At 68.0% G+C, this 23823-nt stretch carries 13 protein-coding genes; 6 read left to right on the top strand and 7 right to left on the bottom strand.

Annotated elements, in window-relative coordinates; translation table 11 throughout:
* Positions 1–693: 693 nt before the first annotated feature.
* The 3 genes from AB0447_RS22760 (at position 694) to AB0447_RS22750 (ending at position 9842) form a co-directional block, all read left to right on the top strand.
* Positions 694–7641, top strand: coding sequence for a polymorphic toxin-type HINT domain-containing protein (locus AB0447_RS22760; protein ID WP_366478548.1), 6948 nt, complete (start codon positions 694–696; stop codon positions 7639–7641).
* Positions 7642–8377: 736 nt separating this feature from the next.
* On the top strand, positions 8378–8776 hold the full coding sequence (locus AB0447_RS22755) for a hypothetical protein (RefSeq protein WP_366478547.1): 399 nt from the start codon (positions 8378–8380) through the stop codon (positions 8774–8776).
* A gap of 436 nt (positions 8777–9212) precedes the next feature.
* The gene (locus AB0447_RS22750; protein ID WP_366478546.1) at positions 9213–9842 is read left to right on the top strand and encodes a hypothetical protein; all 630 of its coding nucleotides are present in this window, start codon (positions 9213–9215) and stop codon (positions 9840–9842) included.
* A gap of 46 nt (positions 9843–9888) precedes the next feature.
* On the opposite strand, the gene AB0447_RS22745 is transcribed toward AB0447_RS22750, so the two are convergent.
* Positions 9889–11028, bottom strand: coding sequence for a tyrosine-type recombinase/integrase (locus AB0447_RS22745; RefSeq protein WP_366478545.1), 1140 nt, complete (start codon positions 11026–11028; stop codon positions 9889–9891).
* Positions 11029–11238: 210 nt separating this feature from the next.
* Between AB0447_RS22745 and AB0447_RS22740 the strand changes: the two genes are divergently transcribed.
* Positions 11239–12084, top strand: coding sequence for a hypothetical protein (locus tag AB0447_RS22740; protein ID WP_366478544.1), 846 nt, complete (start codon positions 11239–11241; stop codon positions 12082–12084).
* A gap of 226 nt (positions 12085–12310) precedes the next feature.
* On the opposite strand, the gene AB0447_RS22735 is transcribed toward AB0447_RS22740, so the two are convergent.
* The 4 genes from AB0447_RS22735 to AB0447_RS22720 all read right to left on the bottom strand — a co-directional run bounded on the left by AB0447_RS22735 (position 12311) and on the right by AB0447_RS22720 (position 19031).
* A complete protein-coding gene (locus tag AB0447_RS22735) occupies positions 12311–13144 on the bottom strand; it encodes a recombinase family protein (RefSeq protein ID WP_366478543.1) in 834 nt (277 codons plus the stop codon).
* A 209-nt stretch (positions 13145–13353) separates the two neighbouring features.
* The gene (locus AB0447_RS22730; protein ID WP_366478542.1) at positions 13354–13677 is read right to left on the bottom strand and encodes a DUF4158 domain-containing protein; all 324 of its coding nucleotides are present in this window, start codon (positions 13675–13677) and stop codon (positions 13354–13356) included.
* Between the two features lie 217 nt (positions 13678–13894).
* Complete coding sequence (locus AB0447_RS22725; RefSeq protein ID WP_366478584.1) at positions 13895–14296, bottom strand: hypothetical protein; 402 nt, start codon at positions 14294–14296, stop codon at positions 13895–13897.
* Positions 14297–14510: 214 nt separating this feature from the next.
* Entirely contained in the window at positions 14511–19031 is a 4521-nt protein-coding gene (locus AB0447_RS22720) for an AAA family ATPase (protein WP_366478541.1), read from the bottom strand.
* Between the two features lie 122 nt (positions 19032–19153).
* Between AB0447_RS22720 and AB0447_RS22715 the strand changes: the two genes are divergently transcribed.
* Entirely contained in the window at positions 19154–20050 is an 897-nt protein-coding gene (locus AB0447_RS22715) for a hypothetical protein (protein WP_366478540.1), read from the top strand.
* 289 nt (positions 20051–20339) lie between these two features.
* The gene (locus AB0447_RS22710; RefSeq protein WP_366478539.1) at positions 20340–21200 is read left to right on the top strand and encodes a hypothetical protein; all 861 of its coding nucleotides are present in this window, start codon (positions 20340–20342) and stop codon (positions 21198–21200) included.
* Between the two features lie 62 nt (positions 21201–21262).
* Here the strand turns inward: AB0447_RS22710 and AB0447_RS22705 are convergent, their stop codons facing one another.
* Both AB0447_RS22705 and AB0447_RS22700 read right to left on the bottom strand, forming a co-directional pair.
* On the bottom strand, positions 21263–21850 hold the full coding sequence (locus AB0447_RS22705; protein WP_366478538.1) for an SMI1/KNR4 family protein: 588 nt from the start codon (positions 21848–21850) through the stop codon (positions 21263–21265).
* A 51-nt stretch (positions 21851–21901) separates the two neighbouring features.
* The gene (locus tag AB0447_RS22700; RefSeq protein WP_366478583.1) at positions 21902–23446 is read right to left on the bottom strand and encodes an ISL3 family transposase; all 1545 of its coding nucleotides are present in this window, start codon (positions 23444–23446) and stop codon (positions 21902–21904) included.
* Positions 23447–23823 lie beyond the last annotated feature (377 nt).

The following is a 23823-nucleotide window of genomic DNA, read 5'->3' as shown; positions in this document are numbered from 1 at the left end:
GCCGTCGGCGGGACGCCCCCGGTCTGGATATCCACGAAGGAAGAAGTGACGGCCTCACGGTGGCAGTCCTCGCTGTGAGCAGGAAACGGGCAGAAGTCAGGCGCAGAATCCTTCACTTGTGCAAGGCCGTCAACAAACCGTCAGATGGAAATGTCTCTTCTCGGTCGATGAGCCCGGAGTGCCCGGCGCGTGATGTTGATCACTAAAGGATCTTTTAATGTTTAGCTGTACTTGTCGAACATCCACTCCGTAAGGTGCCCATCGATCCGGGCCCTGTTGGCCCGGTTTTTCCCATGCCTGGTTTCCTGTGGGGGGATCCTGTTGTCTCGTCGGAGTGGCTTCTTCGTGCGCTCGAAGCGCGGGCGGTCGCGTGTCGCGGTCACCGCAGCCTTCGCCGTGCTCTTCTCCGGCCTGGGCCTTCCCCTGGTCGAGGCGGCCGCAAAGCCACCGAAGGTGTGGGTACCTCCCAAGACTCCGCTGCCGGACGCCAAGCCCGTCAAGGGCTCGAACGCAAAGCGCCCGACACCGTCGGCGGCGCCGGCCGGTCGGGAATGGGTCCCTGAATCGAACACTGCACCTCTAACGGGCGCCGCAACGGTGGCACTTGGCGATGCGCAGGCATCCCGATCCGTCCTCGGCAAGTCCTCCCTCAAGGCCGGATCTCTTCCTGTGTGGATCACGCCAGCAAACGGCGTGAAGAGTTCGGCGGCTGTTTCCTCTGCCGGCGCCACGGGCGGCAAGGGTGCGCTGAAGGTCGCGGTGAAGGACGCCGACCAGGCCCGCGCGGCCGGCGTCAACGGCGCCCTGATCACCCTCACCGACACTGACAGCACGAGCCCGGCCGGAAAGCTCGAGCTCGGCTTCGACGTCAAAGCCTGGGCCAGGAAGACCAGCGCCAACTGGGCCGACCGCGCCCGGCTCGTCCAGCTCCCCGCCTGCGCTTTGACCAGCCCGGGCGCGAAGGGCTGCACCACCCGGACTCCTGTCCCGTCGCACCGTGACGCCGTCTCTGGCCGCCTGGTCGCCGAGATCGACCTCCCGCAGGCCCCTGCTCCGTCCGTACTGAAGGCCCAGCCGGCAGCAGCCCCGCAGGTGCTGGCCCCGCAAGGCGTGGTCCTGGGCGTGGAGAGCGGCCCGTCCGGCGCGGCCGGTGACTTCTCCGCGTCGCCGCTGCTGCCGTCGATGTCGTGGCAGGCGGGCTCGAACGCGGCCAACTTCACGTACGGCTACACCGTCGAGGTGCCGTCCGCGATCGCCGGTCCGGCGCCGAGCGTCGGGCTTGCCTACGACTCTTCCTCGCTGGACGGCCGTACGGCGTCCACGAACGCGCAGGCGAGCTGGATCGGTGACGGCTGGGACTGGCACCCGGGCTCGATCTCCCGCTCGTACAAGACGTGCAAGGACGCGGGGATCGAGAACTCGGGCGACGAGTGCTGGGGCGGCGACGTCCTCTCCCTCAACCTCGCGGGCCACGCGGGCGAGATCGTCCGCGATGACACCTCCTGCGTCTACCGGCTTCGCGGTGACGACGGCAGCAAGATCGAACGCCTGACCGGCCGCAACAACACTGCTTGGGCCGGCGAGGCCTGGAAGGTCACCACCGGCGACGGCACCCAGTACTACTTCGGCGCCAACAACCTCCCCGGCGGCGACGGCACTGACACCGACGCCAACTCGGTGTCCCGCGTGCCGGTCTACTGGCCCGGCGGGCAGGACAAGTGCATGGGGGCCCAGTCCCCGGCCACCGGCTCCTGGAACCACCTCGGCTGGCAGTGGAACCTCGACTACGTCGTCGACCCGCACCAGAACCTGATCTCCTACCGCTACGCGCAGGAGACCAACTACTACGCGCGCGGTGGCGGCCAGAACAACGGCACCGGCACGCTCACCTCCTACCAGCGCGGCAGCTACCCGACCTGGGTCGGCTACGGCCAGCGCCTGCCCGACCAGATCGCTGCCAAGGGCACGGCCAAGCCGGCCGCTCAGGTGTGGTTCCGCACCGCGGAGCGCTGCGACACCGCGGCCAAGCCCGACTGCAACGACCCCGCCCAGCGCACCACGGCCAACGCCGCGTACTGGCCGGACGTCCCGATCGACCAGGAGTGCAAGTCCACCGGCACCTGCCTGAACCTTTCACCCACCTACTTCACGACGAAGAAGCTGACCTGGATCGACACCGAGGTCCTCGAGGGCACCGTCTACCGCCGCGTCGACACCTTCGGCCTCAAGCAGACCTTCAAGGATCCGCAGGACGGCACCTCGCCCTCCCTCTGGCTGGACTCCATTCAGCGTCTGGGTAAGAACGGGCAGGCCACTCTGGCCGTGCCGCCGGTGACGTTCCAGCCCCTGCAGATCCCCAACCGCGTCGACGGCATCGTCAAGCGCCCGGACGGAACCGAGGCGTCCGCCCCGCGCTACAACCGGCCGCGCATCCAAAGCATCACCACCGAGACCGGCGGACGGATCAACGTCGTCTACAAGTCAGCGGAGTGCTCCCGCGTCAACAACACGATGCCGGCCTCCGAAGACAGCAACACCATGGCCTGCATGCCGGTCAAGTGGTACCTGCCCGGCCAGTCCTACCCCGACCCGGTCAACGACTGGTTCAACAAGATCATCGTCGAGTCCGTCACCGAACAGGACGCCGTCGCCGACGGCGACCCCAACGTCGCCAAGGTGACCACGTACCAGTACGGCGGCGGCATCGCCTGGCACCGCAACGACTCCGAACTTCCCGACCCCAAGACCCGCACATGGGACCAGTTCCGCGGTTTCCAGACCGTCACCACCCGGACGGGCAACGGAAACGCCAGCGAGGCACCGCGCACCAAGACCGTTTCCACCTACCTGCGCGGTATGGACGGGGACGTCCTGGCCAACGGCACCAAGCGCTCGGTCACCTACATCGACGCCTCGGGCGCAACCAAGCCCGATGAGGACGTCCTCTCAGGCTTCGCCCTGCGCACCCAGACGTATGAGCGCGACGGCGGCAGCGTGGTCGCCGACGAGGTCTCCAGCCCCTGGCTGAGCCCCGTCACTGCCACCCGCGCCCAGTCCGGAGGCATGCCCGCGATCACGGCCCGCGCGATGAACACCGCGAAGGTCAAGAGCAGCGCCAAGCTCGCCAATGGCAGCTGGCGCAACTCCGTGCGGACCTCCACCTACGACGACACGTTGTTCTTCCGCCCGGAACACGTGGACGACTGGGCGGACATCTCGCGCCCGGAGCAGCGCCTGTGCACCAAGTTCGAGTACGCCTCGGGTCCCGGCGGTGCTCTGACTCAGCTGGCCTCCCGCACCCTGATTCTTTCCGGGACCTGCGGGCAGACGCCGAACACTGCGAACACGGTCGGCGACACCCGTACGTACTACGACGGGCTGCCGCTGGGCCAGTCCGGAGCTACCGCAGACCAGACCGGCACCGAGGTCCTGGAGAAGTACGACGGCACCGGAAATCCGGTCTACCGCCGCAACGTCACCTCCACCTACGACGCGTACGGACGCGTCACCACCACCACCAACAACGTCCGCAAGGACGCGGCCCACCCGGCCGGTGCGGTCACCAGGACGGAGTACAAGCCGGCCACCGGCTCCCTCCCGACCGAGGTCGTCCACACCAACCCGCTGGGCTGGAAGTCGTACAACACCCTCGATATCGGCCGCGCCCTGCCGCTGAAGTCCACTGACGAGAACGGCCACGTCGCCGAACGCGAGTACGATGCGCTCGGTCGCGTCACGGCTGTGTGGCAGCCCGGCCAGGAGAAGGTCGACGGCTTCCTGCCGGTCCGGAAGTTCTCGTACACGATGAACGGCACCAACGCGCCGACCACCGTTCTGAGCCAGACGCTCATGAACAACAACCAGTACATCAGCGCCTACACCATCTACGACGGCCTCGGCCGGGTCCGCCAGACCCAGGCCACTCCGGCCAACGGTGACACGGGGCGGATGGTCACCGATGCGCTGTTCGACTCGCACGGGTGGCAGGTCAAGACCAGCGCCCCGTACTGGGTCGACGAGGGTGCCCCCTCCGGTGCGCTGTTCCTGCCGAACGGCGGAGTGAACCCGGACTCGAAGATCCCTGCGCAGACGGTGCAGGTCTTTGACGGCCTGGGCCGGACCACGGCGTCGGTCTTCCAGTCGTACGGCGTTGAGCAGTGGCGCTCGAAGACCGAGTACCCGGGTGCGGATGAGGTCCGTTCCATCCCGCCGAACGGCGGATTCGCCAGTGCCTCCATCAGCGACGGGCTCGGCCAGACCGTCGCCCTGCGCCAGTACAAGGCCAACACACCCATCGGCGACTATGACGAGACGCGGTACGGCTACAACGCCCAGGGCAAGGAGCTGTGGCGGAAGGACTCCGCAGGCAATGAGTGGACCTTCAGCTATGACCTGCTGGGCCGCCTGACCAAGTCCACCGACCCTGACTCTGGCGCGTCGACGAGCAGCTACGACGACAGCAAGAACCTCGTCACCCAGACCGATGCCCGGGGTAAGAGCGCCACCACGGTCACCGACCTCCTCGGCCGCACCATCGCCACGTACGAGGGCACCGCCGTCGACCCGGCCAAGCAGGTCGCCGGCTTCACCTACGACACCAAGGTGCTCGGCAAGCCGTCCACCACCACCCGCTACGTAGGCGGCGCCACGGGCGCGGCGTACGTCTCCGAAGTCACCGGCTATGACGCCGGCTACCGGCCCCTCGGGGCCAAGACGACCATCCCTGCCGTCGAGAAGGAACTTGCCGGCACCTACCAGACCACCAACACCTACGACGCTCACGGGCAGCTGACATCCACGGTCCTGCCCGCCATCGCCCAGGCCGGCCTGGGTGCGGAGACGCTCGGCTTCTCCTACTACACGGCCGGCACGCTCGCTGGGATGGTCGGAACCATCGGCCTCGCCAAGTCCCCGTACGTGGTGGACCTGCGTTACGACGCCTACGGCCGGGCGATCCGCACGACCATCGGCGGTACGGGCAAGCAGGTCGTCTCGACGGTGGACTACGACCTTGCCACCGGCCGCCCGGTCCGCACCACGCTGGACAAGCAGACCGCTGCCACGGCGAGCGTCGACGTCACCGACTACACGTACAACAAGGCGGGCTCGCTGACCTCGATCCGTACGGTGGAGGACGGTGCGAAGACCGACCTGCAGTGCTTCACTCACGACTACCTGGGCCGCCTCACCCAGTCCTGGACCGACAGCGGAACCACCAACACCGCGCCCCAGCCGTCCGTCCGCGGCATCGGTGGCTGCACCAACGCCGGCGGCCCGTCCATCGACGGCACCGGCAAGCCCAGCGTCGGCGGCCCCGCTCCGTACTGGCAGCAGTACGAGTACGACATGATCGGCAACCGCACGAAGCTGATCCGTAAGGACACCACCGGTGCCACGGCCAAGGACGTCACGGTCACCCAGACCTTCGGCACCGGGCCCAACACTCCGTCCACCGACCCCACCACCGGCGGCGGCACGGGCGGCCCGCACGCCCTGCTGAAGTCCACCGAGACCAGCCCCTCCGGTACGAAGGTCACCTCCTACACCTACGACGCGGCCGGCAACACGGCCTCGATCACCAGCACCCCGGGCACCAAGACCCTCACCTGGAACGGCCAGGGCAAGCTCGACAAGATCACCGGTACCGGTGAGAGCGCGGGCACCAGCTACCTCTACGACACCGGCGGCAACCAGCTCATCCGCCGCGACCCCGGCAAGACGGTCCTGAACCTCGGCAGCGACCAGATCACGCTGGACACCGCCACCAAGAAGGTCTCCAACGTCCGCACTTACGCGGCCCCCGGCGGCCTGTCCATCACCCGCACCACCACCGGCGGCATCAGCGAGCTCACCTACCAGGGCTCGGACCACCACGGCACCGGCGGCGTCCAGTTCGACTCCGCCAACCTCACTCAGGTCCGCCGCCACTCCGACCCCTTCGGCAACGCCCGCGGCACCCAGCCCGCCCCCGGCACCTGGGCCGGCGACAAGGGCTTCGTCGGCGGCACCAAGGAGGAATCGACGGGCTTCACCCTCCTGGGCGCCCGCGAATACGACCCCACCACCGGCCGCTTCATCAGCCCCGACCCCATCATCGACCCGGGCAACCCGCAGCAGTGGAACGCCTACGCGTACTCCAGCAACGGCCCCATCAACAAGTCGGACGCGACCGGTCTCCGCGAAGCCTGCGGCGACCTGGGCCCTGGATGTGGTGGCGTGTACGAGCGCCACAGGAAGCAGAACAGCGGCGCGACAGGACAGACGGGCGCCGAGAAGCAGGCACAGACGGAGCTCAACGAGTCCAACGCCGCCCTCAATAGCGCCAAGCAGCGACGGGATGAACTCAAGCGCGAGGTCATCAACATCGTCATGGACTTGATCGGCTACAACGACGCCCGCGACTGCTTCACCAAGGGCGACGCCATGGCCTGCATCAACACCGCCCTCAACGCGGTCCCCTGGGGCAAGCTGCTGAAGGCCGTCAAGATCGGCATCAAGGCATACAAGATCTACAAACAGCTGAACAAGGCCTACGACGCGATCCAAGCTGGCGAGCGCCGGGCGGCCAGGGCCATGGAAGCATTCACCCGGTCCAAGAAGGCGGGCGACGAAGCCCGCGCTGCTCAAGCCCAAGCAGCGAAATCAGCAGAAGTAAAGGCAGCGGACGAGTCGGCCGGTGATGCCGCCGGCACCGAGGCCAAGGCAGCGAAGAGCGAGGCCGACGCCGAGGCGGGCGCTGGCAGTGCCGAGTCCCGAGGCGGCGCGGAAGCTGCGTCCGGTCCGGCGTGCAAGACGAATAGCTTCCCTACGGGGACGCGCGTCCAGATGGCCGACGGCACGACCAAGGAGATCCAGGACGTCAAGGTCGGTGACACCGTCATGGCCACCGACCCGCAGACTGGCAAGACCCGCCCGAAGGAGGTCACGGGCACGATCACCACTCCGGACGACAAGGAGTTCACCGACCTCACCTTGACCGACGACGCAAACCCGCGCGGCCCGCCGGCCCAGCTCACCTCCACCCGTCACCACCCCCACTGGAACGAAACCCGCAAGCAGTGGGTCGACGCTGGTGACTTCACCCCGGGCGACCGACTCATCCAGCCTGACGGCCGCACACTCACCGTCGAGATCGTCCGCAACTATCCGTACGCAGTCACAACGCATAACATCACCGTCGGCGACTTCCATACGTACTATGTACTGGCGGGCGTCAAGCCTGTCCTGGTTCACAACTGCGATAAAGACATCAAGAACGTGGCCCTCGGGCTAAGTCGAGAAGGTCTAGTGGCTTTTGCTGAAGACAAGAAGTACACCCACTTCATGGATTCTGCGACGTGGCAGGATGCCGTTGGTGAAGTTCGAGACGTCGCGAATTCGCACCCCGAGACTCGTATACATGTCCGTCTTGACGGATTCAAGAAGAATGACGGAAGTGATGGTGGAGCGGCCGAATTGTTCGATCACGCCGTGATGGCCGGAACGGGCGCCTACCCGAGGACCACGCAGATGGAGATGGCGATACTGGAGCGCGCCTTCCGTGTGGGTGAGCTGGGCAAGGATAGACTCTTCTTCTATATGGGAGAAAAGGATGTCACCGGTGACGTCTTTTCGGGCTCTCGGTATCTCGGAGGTTCTTGATGGAATTCGTTGCCGGGTGGGCTCGCCCCTTCGAGATCTGGCACTACTCCCTAAGCTATCGCCAGCTGGTCATGCGCAGCTTGGCAGAGACATCTCCGACTCGAGTCGATGTGCTATTCTCGCACGTTCATTTCCTTCATACGCCAATGAACTGGAGCCGGCTTGAGGTCTGCGTGGATCCGGAATTTCGATCCCTGGACTCATTCGACCTTGAGGGGATTCCTGGTAAGTGGTTCGTACTCAACGGGGGTGCCGGCTATATTTATGCAGCACACTGTCTGTGGCATGAAGATGACGGAAACTCCATGACACCATCCAAGTTCGGTCCTTTCTTGGGAATGATGTAGCGGTCACGCGCGGTACGAGAGGACATCCCTGTTTCCCCGATGCTGGTTCGCTCTCCGGCAGAGGAAACCTGCTTGAATGCTCTTGGCCCCGCCGGTGGTTCCGGCGGGGCCAAGAGCATTCAAGCAGCAATGGTGGCAACACGTAACGGACGACTGCTCTGGCAGGTGGGACGTCAAGGCCAAGCGCCGGAGTCGGGCAAGCGCAACGGTCTGCTGCGTTACGAGATCACCACGAGGCCCGCGCAGGCGCTATCGAGTTCGCCGACCTAAACGACACAGGGTGGGGCTCAGGCCCGTTACTCACGCGTCTACTGGGCCTCCACCGCGAACATGGCCCGTCGCCTCACCACCCCCACCCCGGCCTGGCGCGACACCATCGGGCTGGCCGCGTGAACATCACCGAACTCCTGGTGGACCTTCACATCCGGGAGCATGAGGCCACGGCCCGGGCGGACGAACTCCGCAAGCAGATCGCGCACTTCACTGCCGCCCTCACCGAGACGGAAGCCCATCTTGCGGACCTGGCCACCACCCGCAAGATCATCGCCGAACTCGCACCGACCGGGACCGACCCCGATCCGCCCGAGTCGAGCACCGCCTATCAGGCCATCGTGAACGCCTTCAACCAGCACCCCGACCGTGTGTCCCGGGCCCGCGATCTGCACGAACTCCTCGACATGCCCACCGACGAGGCATCCGTCAACATCACCCGCAGCCGCTTCGGACGCCTCACCCGTCAAGGCTTCCTCACTCAACCCGGACGAGGCCGCTACCAGAAACGGACTTAACGCCCACTGAGAGCTTGTGAGCGGCTGCGGCGGACGTGCGAGCCATCTGCTGATTACCTGCGCGATACCCGTAACCCGCGGGCCACCTCGGACGGCCGCGCTCCCTGCTCGGGCATCCCCGCGGACTCAAAGCCACCGCCTCACTTCGCCCGCCCCACAGCGGTGAGACCGACTTGCAGGTGTGGGAGGCGGATCTCGCCGTTGTACTGAAGACCAGACCGGAGTCCTTCCAGCCTGCCCTGTCGCTTCTCCCTCCCAGATCACCTCGGATAAGATGCCATCCCGAGCCCGCAAGGACCTGAGCTGCGGAGACATCAGAACTCGGGGTCCTCGGCCGGGGCGCAGGCCCACCATGGCGAAGTCGAAGTTCCAGACGCCGCGCTCTGATTGATTGGTTTCCGACCTGCGTGCTGCACGTTTCGGCGAGACTCCGACCATGGACTGGATCTCCCCCGTGTCAGGCCTCGTTGGCGCCCTCCTCGGTGCGAGTGCGAGCACAGTCACTGCGGTTCTCGTGCTCAAGGCCCAGTTGAGCGACGCGCGTACGGCGCGCGCCGACGCCGAGCGGGCCAACGTCGTTGCCTCACTGGCCAAGGAGTTGGAGGCGCTGGAGGACCACGCTCGCCGCGTGCCCGAGGACACCAATCCTCCGCGGGGCGACGATGTGCGTGAGTTCCGGATGCGCCAGCGCGAGGCAGAGAAGCAGTGGGAGGGCATCTGGCGCAGCAAGGCACACCCGGTGAGGGTTGGTGCTCTGCAAATCAAGCAGGAGGAGCTTCGGCACCGACTGCTCGACAGCCTTAAGTACGGCGAGAGCCTGCACATGCTGGAGTACGCGACCCACCAACACGGCCGTCGATGGGTACTGCGTGGTCTGGTCGAGGACATGACGCAGAGCCTCTTCGCTTGGCGCCGAGGCGAGGCGGACCTCCCGAAGCCGAATAGGGCGTTCAAGGAGGCCGAGGAGTCGTTCGACTTGAAGACGGAGGAGTGGCAGATGACCGCCGAGGCTGAGGAAGCCGATCGGCAGCAACGTCTCGTCCAGGGAAACCCGGACCAGTCGTGACAGGTCAGCCGCCACGGTTCGAGCTCTGCCCGACCCTGTCGTCGAGTCAGGTGATGTCGCGCGCCAGGGCGCCGGCAACGTCGGCAGCGAGGCCGTAGCCGGGGCTGTCGTCGAGGAGTTCCCGGCGCCGGTTGTAGAGCTGGGTGGTGCGGGAGTCTTTGTGGTCGGCCCACTGCTGCACCTTGTCCGGCCGGGCGTCCGGCTTCGCCAAGGCGTGGGTGACGGCGTCCCCCTTCACGCCGTGCGGGCCGCGCAGCGGGAGCCCGGCGCGCTTGGCCAGGGACTGGAGGAGCCGCCATACGGCCGGTTCGTCGAGCTGGGCGCCGGACGCCGTGCAGAACAGCCAGCCGGTCTCCCGTCCGTCGAGGTAGTCCTGGAGCGCGTCCCAGGCCACGGGAGGGATCGGCTTCTTCTTCCGGCCGCCGCCCTTGACCTTCTCCAGGAGCAGCACGCGGTGCCCCTTGTCGTAGCCGAGGTCTTCCACGCGGGCGTTGAGCAGCGAGTCGATGCGCAGGCAGCAGGTGTAGAGGATGAGCAGCAGGGCGTACGCGCGTTTGCGGTAAGCCGCTACCCGGTGCTCGTCGCGGGCGACGGCCACGAACCGGGCCCACTCGGCTTCGGTGTAGCCGGGCGTGGGCGAGTAGGTCGGGTCGACGTACGGCCGCTGGACCGCGTCGAACGGATTCTTCACCCCGTCGTCGCTGACCTTGTCCAGGTAGACGTAGAACGACGAGGCCGCCGACAGGGCGTTCTTTCGCGAGGCCTCGGAGTACGGCTTGCCGGTGCGGACCATCTCGCCCCGCCGGCCGCCCTTGACGCGCACCCACGTGGGAGAGGTCTCCAGGTGCATCCGGAAGGTGTCGGCGAGGACGAACTTCACGGTCATCGGGTGCGTGCCGTGCTCCCGGGCGAACTCTTCGAAGACGCGGAACCCGCGGGCATAGGACTTCTGGGTGTTGGCCGATCGCTGGTGGGCGATCCACGCCGCGGCGAGTGTCGGCAGCACGTCGTCTTCGCCGTAGATGGCGTGCAGGTAGTCGTACAGCTTGCGCGCGTGCTCCGGCCACAGGGCGCGAGGGTCGCGCCGGAAGGTCGTGAGGGTCGAGCGGGGGGAGCGGGCAAGCGCCGACCCCGGCATGTCGGGTGATTCACCTGATTCCAGTACATCCTGATCGGGCGTCAGCATACGCACAGGATAACCGTAATTATCCTGTCACTTCACGGCGGCGCTCTGCACGTCAGCCGTCGCCTGACTTGAATCCCCTGTCAGGCTTCCTCTGGCAAATGTGTGTGGTCAGCATCAATCATTAGCTGATGCTGGTCACTTCGGACTGACGCTCACCGAAAGTCAGGCACCGACTGACATTGCATGGGTGTCAGTTCTATGCTGACGAGCATGACCGAGATGAGCCCGCAGACCGACACGAACGCCGAACCGGACCACCCGTATACCAGGGGCGCCCTCGCGCGCCTCATGCTCTCCGACGCGCACCGCGACACGGCTGAGACCGCGCTCAGCCGCGTCGGAACCCACGACGACTCTTCCGACACGATCGCGCCGGGCGACTTCGTGCGCGAGGCCGCCGAACTGCTCCGGCTCGCCGAGCACGCCCAGCGCCGCGCCGTCGTCTACGAACGCGAGCGCGGCACCAGCTGGGAGGACATCGGCGAAGCCCTGGGCATCACCAAGCAGTCCGCCCACGCCCGCTTCGCCGAGTACGTCAACGAATGGACCGAGCCATTCGAGAAGCCCGAGCGTCGGCACCCGGACGGCACCGCCGACGACCGGCGCATCCCCTACGGCGCCCGCTACGCACCGGGCGCTGCCGTCCCCGCGGCTGGCAGCGCGGAGAAGACCGCCGCCGCGCTGGACCGCTGGCTGCGCCGGCACGACGGCTGGGCCGACCAGGAACACCCGGTCAGCGGCAGCCTGCCCCGGTACTCGACTCGGGAGATGTCGCTGCTCGTCGGGGACGCCGCCTTCCGCATGCGGATCGACCAGCTGCTGCCCGACCCCCATGCGGAGGCCGACCTCTGGGAATTCCACGCCGAACTCCAGGAACGCATGATCCGCGAAAGTGAGCGCGGGGGCCTCCCCCTCCACCCCAAGATCGACTACCCGCAGGAAGCCGCCCGCTCCCGGGCCCGCGCCGCAGCCCTGCGCGAGGCCGCCGGCCGCGCCAACATCCGCGACGCCCAGCCCGCCGGATCCGGCGAGGGGATCGAGGAGAGTGTCCGTTGACCGAAGCGGCCGGGCGGCCGAAGGGGCCGATGTCGCAGAAGAAGGCCCGCGAGTTCGTCGACGACGCGCGTCTGGTCCTCAGGGACGCCGAAACCCGGCACTACGAAGTCGTCACCGGCGGCGGCGTCGTGCTCGGACATGTCGAGCCCGCCTACAGGGCCGGGCGCCGCTCGGGCTCGGCCTCGGGGAACATCGGTACAGCGGTTATCGGTGAGAACGATCTTGGTCAGGGCGTGAGCGTGCTGACCCGGTTCCCGTACTCGCGGCGGGCCTTGCGCTGGGCCGGGACTGCGGGGAGACCCTGGCTGCCGTCGAGCGGCTGGCAGCGGGCGAGGAGCTGTCGGTGCACGGCGCGGACGGCGCTGACGCGCAGGGTGTAGCCCTGGCCGCGCCGTACGGTCGCCCCTTGGTCGAGCGCGGCCCGCTCGGCGGGCTCCAGTTCGGCGGTGCGGAGGAAGTCGGCGACCTTGCCCGGCATGTCGAGGGTGACCGGCGACTCCGGGGCGGGGGCGTCCTCCTCGGTGGCGGTGTGGTCGGGCAGAAGGTCGGCGACGGCCGTGCGGATCGCGCCGCGGCTGACCCGGTGGTCGCGGGCGAGGGCGGCGATGGAGCGGCCTTCCAGGTACGCGGTGCGCACGTCGGCGGTCTTGCCGGCCGGGACGGCGGGGCGGCGTCCGCCTTTGCTGCCCTTGGCCTCGGCGGCGCGCAGTCCGTCGTAGGTCAGCTCGCGCTGGAGGTCGCGTTGGAGTTCGCCGGCGGCGGCGAGGGTCTGCACCATGAACTTCACGGTGGACAGCAGCTCGCCGGTGCGGGGGTGGCGGGCGGTGAGGTCCATCGCGGAGAACGCGCCGTCGTGGATGCGCAGCGCCACTTGGTCGCGGTGGAGGACGTCGAGCACGTCGAGGATGTGGCCGGTGCCGCGTACGAGGCGGAACATCTCGGAGATGTGCACGGTGTCGCCCGGCCTAGCGCCACGGGACTGCCTGGTCGTCGACGGACAGCCCCAACGGCGTCCTCGCCGCGCGGGCCGCGGGGATGGACGTCCTCGGGTACACCGCACTGATGCTGGCCGCGCCGCCTAGCGGCGTGCTAGATCACCTGTTGAACTTGCGCGATCACGCTAGGTGCCGTGTCGGTGGTCTCGTGGTGCGATTGGCTACACGACACTCCTGGAGCCGCGAGGTGGCCGAGGGCGACTCCTCAACGCAGTCGTTCGAATTGCCAAGCCGCGGCACCGCCTCCCGAGCTCGTGAACAAACGCTGCTCAAACTAGTGAGTAAAGCCATCCTTGGTGCACTCACGGAAGCCGAACGCGCCCCGGATCTCCGTCCGGTGCCGCTTGATCGCCCGCCCCGACCAGTCGTACGCGGCCCACTCCTCCGCGGACACCTTCACCTGTTGGGCGATGTACGACACCGCCGGTACCGGAATCTCCCCGGCGTCCTCCGGGAACCGGGCCTCCACTTCGAAGAACTTCAGCAACAGCGCGAACCCCAACCGGTTCGCCCCCGACTTGTTCCGCAGCCGCTCCTGGTCCTCCTCCAGCAGCGTCCAGACCTCGATCAGGTCCTCCGGCTCCCGCTCCTCCCGCACCCCAGGCTCCTTCCGGTCGTCATGACCGGACCAACCTCGCCGAGCACGGCGCTCGATGAGCCCGGAAGATCCAAAACTCTGACAAGCAGACCCCAGACCCGCTACAGAGAGCTACTTGTCACTTCGGGGCAGCCTCGGGAGAACAGGGCCGTCACCGAAGGCGGCGGAACCTGGAGCCGGTACGCCCCGGCGACCACCGGCGATGAAGCGCAGGTACTCACGCTGGGTTCGCTGAACCTCGTTTGTCCTCAACGTGGACGACGTGAAGTTCGGTGCCATCCCGATGGCGCTTGGAACGTCCGAACAGCCCGACAGCGATCTTCGACTGATCGTGAGGCTCATCAGGGCCGACATAGGTAAGGACGTCATTGTGATGCCCGGTGACGACCCATCCCTCGGCGTCCTTGAGGTCGATCACCCCGAAGTCTCCTGCCGAAGATCCGGCATGCGCCGGGCCGAACTTCTTCAGGATCTCGGTGGCCTCTTCAGCGAGCTCTCCATCCGGAGCGGTCAGCACGACACAAGTGCCATGCTCGAACAGCACCCACGACTTGCGAGGGTCGGCGAGAAGCCGCTGCCAGACGTCTATCAGTATCTCGGTGTTCACGGCGGTCATCATGCCGCAGAGCACCGACACGGGGGTGACGATTGACCGGCACCTTTGGCGAGTACGCGACCCCTGAACATGCCTACCAGACCCGAGGTGAGTGACGGGCCGGCCCTTCAGGGCTTCAAGATCACCCCCATTGCCCCTCTGAGGCCCATCTCGTGCCCCTGGCCTTGGCGAATGGAGGCCTTCCGGACACGTGAAGAGAGCCCGGGCGAACGAGCCGTCACAACAGCCGCTCGTCCAGCGAGAGCGTCGCCAGCCCCGCCGGGCCGTGGATGTGCAGGACCGTGCCCGTCGGGCCGGTGCCCGCGGCCAGGGCGTGGACCGGGGCACCCGTGAGCAGGGTGTGGCGGAGTTCGCCGGTCAGGGGGTCCCAGATACGGACACCGCTCGGGTTCCCCGAAGCCAGCAGGGTGCGGCCGTCGGGTAGGGGCAGGCTCGACAGGGGCAGGGTGTCGCGGGTTGTGCAGGCGGCGAGTAGCGTGCCGTCCGCGGTGTCCCAGACGTGGAGGGCGGACAGCGTTGCGGCGGCCAGCAGCGTGCGCTCGCCCAGTTGGAAGGCGACGCACTGGGACGTGTACGCACCCAGGCGCTGCCCCTCGGCGTGCAACATACAGACGAGGTTCCCAGAGCTCAGGTCAACGAGGCCGATCCCGTCAGAGCCGGCCACGGCGATGACGGTCGTGCCACCACCGCTCCCCGGGGGGAGGGCGGCGAGCGCACGTGCCTGTTGGACGCGGTGGTGGTACGTGACGGTCGAGATCGCTGCTTCACGACTCCCCGGATCCCACGTCGTACAAATGATCTCCCCGTCCTTGGCCAGGGAGGCGAACAACGGCAGGCCCGTCGGCGTCCGGGCGATACAGGAAGGCGCATTGGCGGAGCGAGCCCCTTGCAGACGGCCCACGGACTCACCGGACAAGAGGTCCCAGATCGACCAGTCCGTCCGCCCTCTGACCGCCACGTACGAGGTACTCGGAGGCGAAGGCAGCGGCTCCACCAACACCACGGGGCCCGTGTCGACCCGCCTCAGCGGTGCTCCCGTCGCGACATCGTGGACGTTGAGCCCCCTGCGGGTCCCCACGACGAGGCCGGGGGCGCCCCTGCCCGAGGAGGCATCCTCCGACCTGCACAGAGGCCACGCACCCCAGTGGAGCTGCCCTCCCAACGGCGGTTCGTACACGGTCTCCGCTGACTGCGCGCCGTCCGATTCCCCCTGCCTGCCGACGTCCCAGAGCCTGAGGCCCTGCAGTCCGGCCGACACGATCCTCGGACCGGTCGGGCCTTCCAGCGCGGAAATGGCGTTGACGGACGCGGCGTCGACAGCGAAGGACCTCAACATCGTGCCGTCGAGGTTGCGGACCGAGATGCGGCCGCTCTCGGCGTAGGCGAGTGAGCTGCCACCCGGCAGCACCGTCGCGGCGCGTCCGTCGATCCGTTGGTGCGGCACCCGTTCGCCGCGGAACGGATTCCACACCTGCCTGAGGGAAGCCGATGCGACTCCGTTCTTGATCAGGAGCAAGTCGTCTTCCCCCTGCCGTGGGACGACCATCGGGGAGTGTGCGTTCGTGCCGCCGAAGGGGGGATGGGCCGTGAGTCCCGATGAGGGGTCCCAGAGCCGGATGCCGTCCGTGGTGGCCACGGCCACCAGGGCGAGTCCGTCCGCCCTGCGTACGACGGCTGTCGCCCTTTGAAGGGGGTTCCGGTACACCGCCGGGAACGCCTCGGCCCCGAAGACCCTCGCCGCCCCGGCCTCGTGTGAGCCATGTGCGGTGGGTCTCCACAGGAAGGCGCCTTGCCCGGTGAGGACGAACACCTCCCAGCCCGCGGAACCGTCCTTCAGGACATGTGCCTCCTCCGCGAGCGGGAAGGATGCGTGGGCGATGGGCTGGCCCGACGTCGGATCGTGGATCGTGGCACTGCCCGAGGTCAGCGCGACCAGGAACGTCCGCCCGCCGGCTGCTTGGATCGGGCGCAGGGACAGCACCGGATCTGCTTCCGAGCGGATCTCGGCCGTCAGCCGGCCCGTCGCCGCATCCCGGATTTCGACGTCCCCGTCCGGTGACAGCACCGCGATGAGAGTCCGCCCGTCCAAGGTGGGCACGACGCACAGACTCTTCGTGTTCCCCTGGGTCGGGGCGAGGACGTTCGTGCGTGCCGCCCACCAGCCCCAGGTCAGTACGGCTGGCAGCCCGTCCGGCGGCGCCTCCCTCGACTCACCCTGTACGCCGCGCTGGAACACGATGCTGCCCGAACGCGAAGCAACGTCCACGGTCTCGTCGGCGTACGGCTCGATCAGCGCCGCGGCCGTCAGCATCCGGCGTTCCGAGTCCCCGGCCGGCAGCGGCAAACCCAGGCGGGCCCGGAGCGTGCCGGATGTCTCCTGGGACAGCAGTTGCAGTGGTACACCCGCGTCGGACAGCAACCCTCCGGCCGCCGCGTGGTGCAGGAAGTACCTGCGGACGTACGGGTGGGCGGGGTGCGGCCAGGACCGCTCGACCAGGCCCGCCAGAGCCGGGGTGATCGCGGCGTTCGCCGCGGCGAGTGCCTGCGGGCCGGTGGCCGGGCGCCACCAGCGGGAGGCAGTGGCGGACGGCGGAGCCAGCAGCCAGTCGTGGTCCGCGATCAGGAGGTCGGTCAGCCGTTGGTGGACCGGACGGTAGACGGTACGGGCGTCCTCCTCGGCGGTGGCCAGGTAGCCGGTGAGGCGGCTGTTGCGGAGCGTCCGGATGGCATGGTCGGCGGTGTCGGTGCTGACGTATCGGGGCCCGTATTCGGCCGCGGCCAGCGCGACGGTGACGGCCGGCCAGACATCCGCCCAGGGCAGACCGGCACCCGGCGCGAACGTGGTCGCGCGCAGGGCGGTCACCAGCAAGTCCGTCGGGACTCCGGTGCTGAGAGAGACGGCCTTGATGTCCTCGCGGAGGAGTCCGGTGGTGCCGTCGGCGAGACGCTCCAGCCAGCGTTCCTCGGTGAGGTCCTGGAGGCCTTCGGCCTTGCGGAGTTGGTCGGCGGCGATCCGGGCGTCCAGGAAGGAGGGCGCGACGGCGTCCGCGATGATGCGCGCAGCCTCGGCGGCGGCCTCCGCTGCGCCGTAATAGGGACTGTCGGACGGCGCGAGCAGCAGGGTGGCGGCGTAGGCGGCGATGTCGTCGGCGCAGTGCGGGCCGTCGCTGCGCAGGATCCGGGCCAGGATGCCCTCGCTGCCCAGGGCGTCGGTCAGACGTAACAGCAGCTGGTCCGCGCGCTCGTCGCGCAGCTCCGCTCCGCCCTGATGGCCCATGAGCGGGGAACTGCGGATCCCGAGGAGGAGGCGCACGGGGCGGTCGCGGTCCGGGCCGTTGAGGCGGGCCAGCGGCAGGACGACGTCGTTGACGAGGGCGAGCGGGTCCTGGGCCTCGTCCAGCGCGTCGATGACCACGGTGACGGGCCCGGGAGCCCCCTCGGTACGTGCCGCCACACGCATCAGCAGGGTCTGCAGAGGCAGTGTCGTACTCGGACCGGACCCGTCCCCGTCGTTGTTCCCGGTCGTGCCGAGTGCGGTCAGGAGGTCCTCCACGACCGCCCTCGCGGATTTGTTGCGTGCCAGTACCGCGATGTCCACTGCTCCTACGTCGGGCCTCAGTTCCGCCGGGATGCCCGCCACCATGGCGGCGTAGTGCGGATCCGCGGTGAAGCCCGGGTCGGAGAGGGTGACCAGGCGGGCGAGCAGCGCGGACTTCCCGGAGCCCGCAGCGCCAGTGACGACAAGGACGCTTTCGCCCTCGACCTCGCCGGCGCGAAGGAACTCTGTCAGGGCCCTCATCGGCTCGGCCCGGCCGCTGAAGTACCAGCCCGGGTCGTTGGCGGCCGCACGACCCGACGCGCGCTCCAGCCAGAACTCGTCGAGGGGGCTCGAGAGCGAGTCGGTGCCCGCGGTCGTGGTCAGGGTCAGCTGGCGGAGCGCCGGGCCGGCCGTGCTCACGGCGGGTTGGTAGCGCGGGTTCGGCAGGCAGGCGCTCAGCCGCTTCTTGCGTTTACGCGGGACGATCCACTCGGCGCTGACGAGGTCCTTCTCGCTGCCGTCCTCGTCCTGACCGACTTCGTCCAGGAGCTGTTCCCACTCGTGGAACGACAGGTGCGAGGCCGTGTACCCGGCGGCCTCGTCCTGCATCCGCTCGTACGCCAGCGCCAGCCGTTCGGTGAAGGAGCCGACTAGCGGCTGCTCGTAGTGGTTCCCGGCCGTGACCACAGCGGCCCCGTCGAAGGCGTGGCGGTCGTTGGACAGGTCTTGGATCAGTGACGACAGCTCGGCGTGCAAAGTGCCGGAGAAGCACGAGTCGACGAGTACAAGCACATGCTCGGACTCGCTGTCCAGGACCGCGGAGATGAGCTCGCTGCTCGGGAACGCCGTGGCGAGCAGCCGGTTCTCTTCCGTCTTGGCGAGCGTTAGGTAGTGCCGTTGCGTGTTGCGGCGTAAGCCGTGGCCGGTGATGTAGACGACGACGGCTTCGTCGTACTCGGCGGCAGCCAGGTTTTCTCCGTGCAGAAAGTTTCGCACCTCCTGTACGGAGCTCATAGCGGGGGCCCGGCTCACTTCGAAGCGCCGGTCCTCGTCCAGGTCGGGATGGGCGAGCCAGTCGGTGATGCGCTCGACCTGGGCGGCGATGGCTTCGTCGAAGCCGGGCGGGCTGTTCTCGTAGCCGCTGACCGCGACGATGACGAGCCGCCGCCGGGTGATGCCGTCCAGCTCTTCCGCAGTCACTTTCCCCCCTGTTCCGCGCGGTGCCTAGCGCGCGGGGGCGTCAGCCTAACCGGGCTCCGCGGTGGGCCGCACGCGGCTACAGTCGGGCGGGAAGGTCCGGAGGACTGGGGGAACGGGGCATCGTGAACACGCTGCAGATCGTCGGTGTGCACGGCATCCGGCAGGGCTCGTCCGCTACGACGGAGGGACTGAGCCGAGCCTGGCAGAAACCGGTGGACGAGGCGCTGGCCGCCCCCGGCCACGCCGCGGCGGTCGGGACGGTGAGGCTCACCGTCCCCTCCTACCAGGGTGTCTACCCGAAGACGGCCACCCGCTACATGCGACTGGGCCCGGAGGCCGCCGACGGGGACGGGGACGCGCCGGTCGACGACGAGGAAGAGGCGTTCATCCTGCAAGCCCTGGCGGCGTACGCGCCGGCATCCGTGGAGGTGGAGGACGCATCGCCGATGGCGGGCCAGACCCTCGGGAGGGGCCGTTTCACGCCCCGGATCCTGCGGCGGACCCAGGCCGTGGACCGGGTGGTCGGCAAGGGGGTGACCGACCGTCTGATGTGGCTGGTCCGCGAAGCCCACGGCTACCTGCGGCACGAGGAGACGGGGGCGGCCGTACGGGCCGAGGTCCGGGCGGCGCTGGTCGCCACGGGCACCCGGATGGTCATCGCGCACTCGCTGGGAAGCGTCGTGTTCTACGACATGCTCAGCCGCGGCGAGGTCCCGGCCGCCGCCGACGGCGGGCCCGGGGTGAGGGCCCTGATCACGTGCGGCTCGCCGTTGAGCTGGCTGGCGGTCAGGAAGGGCGTGCACACGCCCAATACACCGCTGTCGGTGCCGGCCGCGGTGGAGTGGACCAATCTGTACGCTCCGAACGATCCGGTGAACAGGGGCGGAGGCCTTGCGCACCTCGCGGTGGGGGTCACGGACGTCAAGGTGAACAACGGCAGGCTCAACGCCCATGATGTCCGCCGCTACCTGGACAAGCCGGCTGTCGCCGAGTGCATCGCGAAGGCGCGGGCGTACTGACGGAGGGCTTCGGGGACCGACCGATGTCGTCCGCCAGAGCCGCGTCACGAAAAAATAACAGCAAGAAGCTCAATCGTGCTCCTGGGGTCTGCCCCATCCATGCACGCCCGTGCCGGGCAGCCCGGAGTCCCGCACTGTTCGTACTGGACCGGCACGTCCGACTCGGTTCGACACGAGCCGGAACGATGGGCCAGCTGCGAACGGGCTACCCGCCACTTCGCCTATTGCTGTTATGTTCCGGAAGAGGGGGCGGCAACAACCCCCGCCGGACGAAGGAGAAAGAGCGCGCGTGCCCGACACCACCACTCTCCCAGCACAGGCGACCGTCGCCGTCGGGCGCTTCCTGGAAACCCTCAAGGCTGCATCGACCCGGCGTCAGCGCCGCGCGTTCCTAGACGAGTACGTCACCTGGCTCGCCGAGCACCAGCAGTGCGCCCCCGCCCGGGTCACCGCCGAAGACCTGCTTGACGAGGAGAACGCCCTCAGCTGGCTCGACGCCGCCCAACGCGGCACGACCAGACGCAGGCCCGGCCTCGGAGGCCCTACTGCTCCCGCCTCCACCAACTCCATGGCAGCCCGGGTCTCAAGCCTCAACACCCTCTCCCGCCACTACGGCCGCCCCCTCGGGCTCCAGCCGCCCCCACCCACCTTCGCCACCCGGCTCACCCCCACCGAGGCCCACCGCACCCTGCGCCTGCTCGCCAGCCACCACCCCGCCGGCATGCAGCAGGCCACGTGGGAACGCACCGTCGCGCTCATCGCCCTCGCCGTCTGCACCGGACACGGCATGGCCGCCCTTCACCCCATGCGCAGGGCCGACCTCGAACTCGACCGCCCTCTCCCCCGGGCTCGCGTACGCGGCAAATGGCATCCCCTCGACACCACCTCCCAAGGCGCCCTCGTCCGCTGGACCATCACCCACCACGCCCTCACCGCCGGCCACCTCAAAGTCCTCCAGGGCGGAGACGTCGACGAACTGTGGGTCACCACCTCCCCCGGCCGCCCCCGCGCCAGACAGTCCACTCCCCCGGCCGGCCTACCCGCGGCTGTACGCACCCTGGAATCAGCCCACCGCAAACTCACGGCCCTCGCCCTGGGAACCCCACTGCTTCTGGAACAGTTCTGCGCGGCCGACGGCCGCGAACTCTGATCCGCTGACTCTATTCACGAGAACGGGTTCTGGCTCAACTTCTGTGGAGTGGTCACTGACAGTCAGATCTTCGAAGCGAGACGGTACCGATTTGGGTGAGCGTGGAGCCGAGGCGAGGTGAGTTCCAGTGCTCGGTTGTCCAGTCCGGCGGCCATGTGGTCGAGCCATCGTTCGTACCAGGCGAGAAAGTCCGCGGCTGAGGAGACGTTCGGGCCCCAGAAGCCGTCGGCGTTGCCGATGAGCATGCGCCCGGTGAGAGGGCCGGTTACGCCTATGAGGACGAGATCGCTGCAGCCACGTTCGATGACGTGCAGGAAGAGGTGACCGTCGCGTGTGGAGCGGTAGGCCCGGCTGAATCCCCTTGAACCGGTGTTGTCAGTTCCGGGGTTCATCGTGAAGAGGGTGCAGCCTTCCAGCGGGATCAGTCCGTAGTACGGGGACGCACCGCTGCCACCCATGTTCGTGAGGAAGTCTCGATAAGGCTGTGGGAGTTCCACGTCATGCTCGGCTTCAAAGGCATCTGCCTGAGCTTTGGGCAGGCGGGGGCCGAGGTGAAATTCGTGCCGTTCCTCGCCGAAGGAGTGGCTTCGGTTGGGTGTGTAAGGGATGCGTGCCAGTTTGCGTCGCAGCCGCGGGATGCGGGAGTCCATGCGAGCTCTTCTCTCGTGTCGCCCGTAATCTATCGCGCCGCGCACAAGGGTTCATCCCGCGAGTAGGACTCGCTTCCGCAAGAGCTGGAAGCCGGCCCGGCCGAACATCTGGCGCTTGAGCATCTTGATCCTGTTGACGTGGCCTTCGACGACTCCGGAGTTCCAGGGCAGGGTGAGGCCGGCGACGACGCCGTCGCGGTCGCGGTCGATGCCTACGGCGAGGGTGTGGAGGCAGGGCAGGTCGTCCTGCCGGACGGCGTCGAGCCAGTCAGGCAGGCGCTCGCCCTGGCGCTCGGTGAGCATGGTTGCGAAGGAGCGGACGTGCCCGGTGAGGGCGTCGATCTCGGGGCAGTTGGCCCGGATGTTCTTCAGGTGGAGGTGTTCGGTCTCGGAGAGGGATTCCGGGCGGCGGAGAATCCATCCGGCGACGGCCTGGGGCGAGGGCAGCCGGGCCATCATGGGTCGTGGCGAGGTACGTTTCTGACGGAGGTAGGCGCGAACGCGCTGGTAGCTGCCCTGGTAGCCGAGTGGGACGATCTCTTCCCATAGTTTCCAGGCGTTGGTGCGGCCCTCGCTCCAGCGGTCGTCGAGGTAGCTCTTGTACTCGTCGAGGGCCGAGGTCCGGGTCTGCCACTGCCCAGCGAAGAGATCCTCCGGTTTGGCGGCGTCCGCGTAGCGTTTGACGGTTCGGCTCGTCATGCCCAGCTGTCGCTGGATGGCGCGGCGGCTGTGCCCTGCCTCCACCAAGGCATGGATCGTGGCATGCGTGGTCCGGGTCCGGTCGGCGAAGCGGTGGCCGGTCGGCCATGGCGAGCCGGACGACTCCTCCGCAGGGTCGGTCTTGGTCTCGGTCTGTTCAGGCGCCTCGGGGATCAGGACGCGCAGGCATTGGCGGTGCTGGGCGATGCTCCGCTCGGCGGCCTCGCTGAGGTTGTGCCAGAGGTGCCACCGGTCCGCGACCTGCACGGCTTGCGGGGCGCCCGCAGTCGCGCCCTCGGCGAAGAACGGTGCACGGTCCCGGCATACCACCTCGATTCCGGGCCGCTGGGCCAGCCACGCGGCCAGGCTCGATGACTCCCGGTCGGGCAGCATGTCGACAAGCCGGTGGGTTTCGACGTCCACGAGAACGGTCCCGTAGTGGCGGCCCTTCCGGGTGGCGTACTCGTCGACGCCGACCACCCGCGGAGCGGGTACCTCCGGCTCGGGAAGCGCGTCGACCAGCCGCAGGACGGTGCTGCGGCTGACCGGCGCACCGACGATGGCGGCCAGCCGGGATCCGGCCCGGCCCGCAAGGGCGAGACCGATCGCGGCCAGGGTCGAGCGGAGCCGCTCGGTCCGCTGGCCGTTCCTTCGGGTGAGGCCGGGTATCTGCTCGACGAACGTACGGCGCCCGCACCCGGCGTTCCGGCAGGCGAACCGGCGGACCCGCAGCTGGAGCACGACGCTTCGCCCCGCACTCGGAACATCAGCGGGAAACCGCAGGTAGTAGCCATGAACTTGGGCGGACCACCCTCCGCAACCCGGACACGAGGCGCCTGCGGCGGTGCACCGCACATCAACACGCACTATCGCGATGTTCACGTCGACTGACAGCACCGCGACGACCGCGATCGACGGGAACAACAACTCCTCCAGCCGGAGCAAGATCTCATTCACAGCCCCGAACTGTCTGCCCACCCACTCCTGCCCCTGCTCGTTTTGAGGCAACTTCCCGAGGCGCCACAGGGAGTTCAGCCGTCACTCCCAGTGCACGGATCACACAACCTGAGCCAGAACCCGAGAACGGACGGCACTTCGACGTCAGTTCGAGAGGCGGTTGGCGGCAGCAGCCTGGCCGGGATGTTCACGAGTTTCGGTGCTGGCTCAACTTTTGTGAACCTTACGCGCCGCGACCCGTTGCCGCAGCCCTGCCCACTGCAGCGCCGTAAGTGGGCCGGGGTTGAACCACGGGCCGAAATTTTTTCCAGCACGGC

The organism is Streptomyces sp. NPDC051211 (assembly GCF_040689505.1).
Classification (GTDB): Bacteria; Actinomycetota; Actinomycetes; order Streptomycetales; family Streptomycetaceae; genus Streptomyces.
The sequence above is the reverse complement of the archived record's forward strand: the minus strand, read 5'-3'. Positions and strand labels throughout refer to the sequence as shown.

Coding starts and splice junctions, on each gene's coding strand:
- AB0447_RS22725 (WP_366478584.1), bottom strand. CDS start 14,296: ATGATGACCGCCGTGAACACCGAGATACTGATAGACGTCTGGCAGCGG.
- AB0447_RS22750 (WP_366478546.1), top strand. CDS start 9,213: ATGGACTGGATCTCCCCCGTGTCAGGCCTCGTTGGCGCCCTCCTCGGT.
- AB0447_RS22705 (WP_366478538.1), bottom strand. CDS start 21,850: ATGGACTCCCGCATCCCGCGGCTGCGACGCAAACTGGCACGCATCCCT.
- AB0447_RS22745 (WP_366478545.1), bottom strand. CDS start 11,028: ATGCTGACGCCCGATCAGGATGTACTGGAATCAGGTGAATCACCCGAC.
- AB0447_RS22740 (WP_366478544.1), top strand. CDS start 11,239: ATGACCGAGATGAGCCCGCAGACCGACACGAACGCCGAACCGGACCAC.